Origin of the sequence: Bradyrhizobium sp. (genome assembly GCF_049691595.1) — a bacterium.
Taxonomy (GTDB): Bacteria; Pseudomonadota; Alphaproteobacteria; order Rhizobiales; family Xanthobacteraceae; genus Bradyrhizobium.
In genome coordinates this window covers 1-4,474 of sequence record NZ_JBAVNZ010000583.1, presented here as the reverse complement: position 1 = coordinate 4,474, position 4,474 = coordinate 1, and the positions used below count along the sequence as shown (strand labels likewise).

General features: G+C 66.2%; 5 protein-coding genes. 3 read left to right on the top strand and 2 right to left on the bottom strand.

Translation table 11 applies throughout. From position 1 onward, the window contains the following. From WCE35_RS23530 to WCE35_RS23520, 3 genes are all read left to right on the top strand, one after another. On the top strand, positions 1–444 hold a 444-nt coding region (locus WCE35_RS23530; protein ID WP_424595707.1), incomplete at its 5' end, for a methylated-DNA--[protein]-cysteine S-methyltransferase. 9 nt (positions 445–453) lie between these two features. Then, entirely contained in the window at positions 454–1,293 is an 840-nt protein-coding gene (locus WCE35_RS23525) for a helix-turn-helix transcriptional regulator (protein ID WP_424595706.1), read from the top strand. Positions 1,294–1,345: 52 nt separating this feature from the next. Then, on the top strand, positions 1,346–1,705 hold the full coding sequence (locus WCE35_RS23520) for a VOC family protein (RefSeq protein WP_424595705.1): 360 nt from the start codon (positions 1,346–1,348) through the stop codon (positions 1,703–1,705). 39 nt (positions 1,706–1,744) lie between these two features. Here WCE35_RS23520 and WCE35_RS23515 read toward each other — a convergent pair whose 3' ends face one another. After that, positions 1,745–3,187, bottom strand: a complete 1,443-nt coding sequence (locus WCE35_RS23515) for an MATE family efflux transporter (RefSeq protein ID WP_424595704.1) — start codon at positions 3,185–3,187, stop codon at positions 1,745–1,747. Between the two features lie 117 nt (positions 3,188–3,304). Continuing rightward, positions 3,305–4,360 (bottom strand): hypothetical protein, encoded by a 1,056-nt coding sequence (locus WCE35_RS23510; protein ID WP_424595703.1) that lies wholly within the window; start codon positions 4,358–4,360, stop codon positions 3,305–3,307. Positions 4,361–4,474 lie beyond the last annotated feature (114 nt).

The following is a 4,474-nucleotide window of genomic DNA, read 5'->3' as shown; positions in this document are numbered from 1 at the left end:
CGCGAAACCCATCCGCCGCCGAACGCCGAGCTCGCGATCGAGGGTATCGTCGCCCAGCTCGGCGGCCAGCCGGCCGACCTCGCCGAGGTCACGCTGGACATGACCGGCATTCCCACCTTCAGCCAGCGCGTCTACGAGGTCACGCGCCGCATTCCGCGCGGCGAGACCCGCAGCTATGGCGAACTTGCCGCCAGCATGAGGGTTTCCGGCGCCATTCATGCGGTCGCGCGGGCGATCGTACAGGCGATCGCCTGCAACCCCTTTGTGATCATCGTGCCCTGCCACCGTGTGCTCGAGGCCGGCAATTACGCCGACAAGATCTCGCCGCACGGCGGCACCATCTCCAAGCGGCGGCTGCTCTCGATCGAAGGCGCGCAGGCGACCGCCAGCAAGACGCTGTTCGAGGTGCTGCTTCCCGTTGCTCCGCTGCGCCCGCAGGGCTAGAATCGCGGCATGACGGCGACGACGCTGCTTCACGGCAAATCCATTTCGGTATTCGACTTCCGCTGCGGCTTCGGGCCGGGCGACAAGCCGTTTGCCGAACAGCACCGCTGCCACTCGATCTCCTATGTGCGCAAGGGCAGTTTCGGCTGCCGCAGCCGCGGCAAGTTCCACGAGCTGGTGGCGGGGTCGGTCCTGATCGGCCATCCCGGCGACGAATATACCTGCACCCATGAGCACGTCCGCGGCGACGAATGCCTGTCGTTTCACCTCAGCCCCGAGCTGGTGGAGGCGATCGGCGACCGCAAGGAAATCTGGCAACTCGGCGCGGCGCCGCCGCTGCCGGAATTGATGGTGCTCGGCGAACTGGCGCAGGCCGCGGCCATCGGCAACAGCGATATCGGCCTCGACGAGGTCGGACAGATGCTGGCCGACCGCTTCGTCGAAATCGTCTCCGGCAAGCCGCGCAAGGCCACGCCCGTCGCCGCCCGCGACCGCCGCCGCGCGGTGGAAACCGCGCTGTGGATCGACGCCAACTCGCACCGGCCGATCGGTCTGGAGGATGCCGCCGGGCAAGCCGGCATCAGCCCGTTCCATTTCCTGCGGCTGTTCGCGGGCGTGCTCGGCGTCACCCCGCATCAATATCTGCTGCGCTCGCGGCTGCGCCACGCCGCGCGGCGGCTGGCCTGCGACGACAGCCCGATCACCGGGATCGCCTATGACGTCGGCTTCGGCGATCTCTCCAACTTCGTGCGCAGCTTCGGCCGCGCCGCGGGCGCCTCGCCGCAGAAATTCCGCCGGGCCTCGCGCGGGATGCGCAAGATTTTCCAAGAACGCCTTGCCCGGCACTGACTAGGGTCGCTCCAGGCCGCGCGTCAGCGACGCGCTTTCACCGGAGAAACTCATGTACGACCACATCGGATTGCGCGTCGGCGATCTCGACACCAGCGTGCGCTTCTACACCGCGGCGCTGAAGCCGCTCGGCTACGAGCTGTGCTCGCGGGACGACAATGGCGCGGGATTTGGGCCGAAAGGCGCGCCGGCGCTCTGGCTTCATCTGCACAAGGGCAAGGCCGGCACCGGCGCCCATGTCGCCTTCCGCGCGCCCGACCATGCCGCGATCACCAGGTTTCACGCCGAAGGCCTCAAAGCCGGCGGCCGCGACAATGGCGGCGCGGGACCGCGGATCGATTACAGCCCGACCTATTACGCGGCGTTTTTGATCGACCCCGACGGCAACAATGTCGAGGCGGTTTGCACGTAGGCCGCGTAGCCCGCTCCAACCGCCGTCATTGCGTCTTGCTCACGACAGCGCAGGCCGCGCGGTTGGAAGGGAGTCGCGGCTCGGTCCCCACCGGGTCAGGATCACGCTCGCACACGACAGCACGCCGAGCACGGCCATCGAGGCCGCGGCCAGCGCGAAGAAGTTTTGGGCGGTGGCGCCATGCGCCGACAGAAAGAGGCCGCCGGCGGCGATGAACGACAGCCGCGCGGTTTGCGCCAGCACCGGGCCCAGCACCTTGGCCGCGCCCTGGGAGGAGAAATACATCGACATCGCGAGCCCGATGAACGCGTACATCGGCGCCGCCGTCGACAGATATTGCCTGCTCGCCGCGCGCACGCCGGCATCGCTGGTGAAGATGTTGACCCAGAGGTCGGGAAAGATCGCGATCAGGGTTCCGATCGCGCCGACCAAACAGAACGAGACAACGCCCGCGGTCCAGGCGATCCGCCGCGCCCGCGCGATGCGTCCTGCGCCGACCGCCATGCCGATCATCGGCACCGAGGCGATGCCGATCGCGAACGCGACCGAAGTCAACATGAATTCGAGCCGCGCGCCGATGCCGTAGCCGGCCAGAATCTCGGTGCCGAAGCCTGCCAGCATGTGGGTGAAGATGCTGATGGTCAGCACCGATTGCAGCGGCGAGAAGCAGGAGACGGCGCCGACCCTCAGAATGTCGATGAAGACAGCCCACTGGATGTGAAGTCCGCTGATCTTCGGAATGACGCGCGCCCGCCCGGAGAACAGATACCAGGACATCACGGAGATGCTGATCGAATAGGCGATCAGCGAACCGGCGGCGACGCCGCGCATGCCGAATGGCGGCACCGGACCGAGGCCGAGGCCGAGCGTGCCGCCGAGGATGATCTGCCAGATCGCGGACGAGAGAATCATCAGCGATGGCAGCTTCATGTTGCCGGTGCCGCGCAAAATTCCCGCCATCGTATTCATCAGCCAGGGCAGCACCGCGCCGCCGAAAAAAATCTGCGCATAGGCGACGGCCTGCGCCAGCACATTGCCGCGGCCGCCGAGCAGTTCCAGCAATTCCGGGCCGAACATCAGCATGCCCAGCATGAAGGTCAGCCCGAAGCCGAGGCCGATCAGCAGCGCATGCGCGGCAAGCCGCGAGGCGCGTTCGGTATCGCCGGCGCCAAGCGCCCGCGCGATGGCGGAAGCGACGCCGCCGCCCATCGCGCCGCCCGACATCGTCATGGTCAGGATCACGATCGGAAACACCAGCGCCATCGCCGCCAGCGACTCGACCCCGAGCCGGCCGATATAGGAGGTCTCGGCGATCACGACGCAGGTGCCGGCGCTGAGCGCGATCACGTTCGGCCAGGCCAGCCACAACAGCGTGCGCAGGATCGGACCATCGAGCAGCGCATTCTTCGCCGGCGCTTCCGGCGGCGGCAGCGGACGCTCATCCTCGTCTACGGGTATTTCGGCAACGCCGATATCGGACATTTCTGCTCCTGGCCGCGCCGACTTCCTGCCGCGACGCGTTCTCCTAGCACGATCAGGCGCAATTCCACGTGCGCGGAGCGCAATGGGGGCCTGCACGATTGCAGGCGAGCGCTCGCTTCAGCCGATCGACCAGACCAAGGGCGCGTTACCGCCGGCCGCTGCTTTCAAATGAACCGGAATGTGCCGGCCACAACCCGCCGCGAGGCCCTGGAACAATCCCTCCAGAACTCTTGCGCAGGCCGGATGATAGTCGCTGACATCGGCCATCAGCTTCCAGCTCTGCTGGCGGATTTCAAACGCACCATGGGACTCGCTGACATCGGCGACATCGTCCTGCGCCTCGAACAGGACGGCCAGGAACGCGGCGAAACTCCTTGCGGTTCCGCGGTGAGCGGCGAAGGCGCGCGCGATCTCGTCGAAATACTGCATGCCGATCAGCTTGCCGGTCAGGTGCAGCAGGTAGCCGGCATCCTCAGGACCGAACAATTGCACCATCACAGGAGCCGCGGTCCGCACATATTCCATCGCATAATTGCGATAGGCTTTTTCCAGCCGCGGCCTTGGCCAGCTCGCAACCGGCAAGGCCGGCGCGGCGGCGGGATCGAACAATGGCGCCTCGAGATGGCGCGCAAACACCAGCCGCTGATCGAGCTGCAGCGGACGATCATACTCGCAATAATAGCCTTCGAGCCCGTCCTGACCGTCGACGCTCTGCTTGGTGCAGACGAAGCCGAGTTTCAAATTGCCGAGCGCCACGCCGTTATTGGCATGCCATCCGCGCAGCATCGCGCGCGAGACCTCACCGGGCACGCCGCAGATCGCGGTGCCGCGCCAGATCCAGCGCGGCGGCGGATAGCGGATCCAGGCCTTGCGGTTGGTCTCGTGCATGTATTCGACAGGCACGCCGCCGATCCAGTTGGAGAGGTAATGATATTGCGCCGCCGCCACCGCCGGCGGCAGATGACTCAACCCCAGTTTCTCGAGCCCGGGCAGGAAACGCTCCTGCCGCTGGCGGCGAAACACCCGGAACACGAATTCGGCGGCGTCCGCCGTGCCGCGCCGCGTCACCACGGTGAGAATGAGTCCGGTGAAAAAGGCGTGGTAGAGATCGGCGAGGCCGCGCCATTTCAGCCATTGCGCCTCGTGCGCGTCGCCGTATTGCTGTCCGCTCATATTACTCCAGGTGCTTCCTTGTTGGTGGGGAGCATATATCAGGCGTCATTGCGAGCGCCAGCGAAGCAGTCCGTCGAGCCCCAAAGGAAGAACGGATTGCTTCGTCGTTGACAC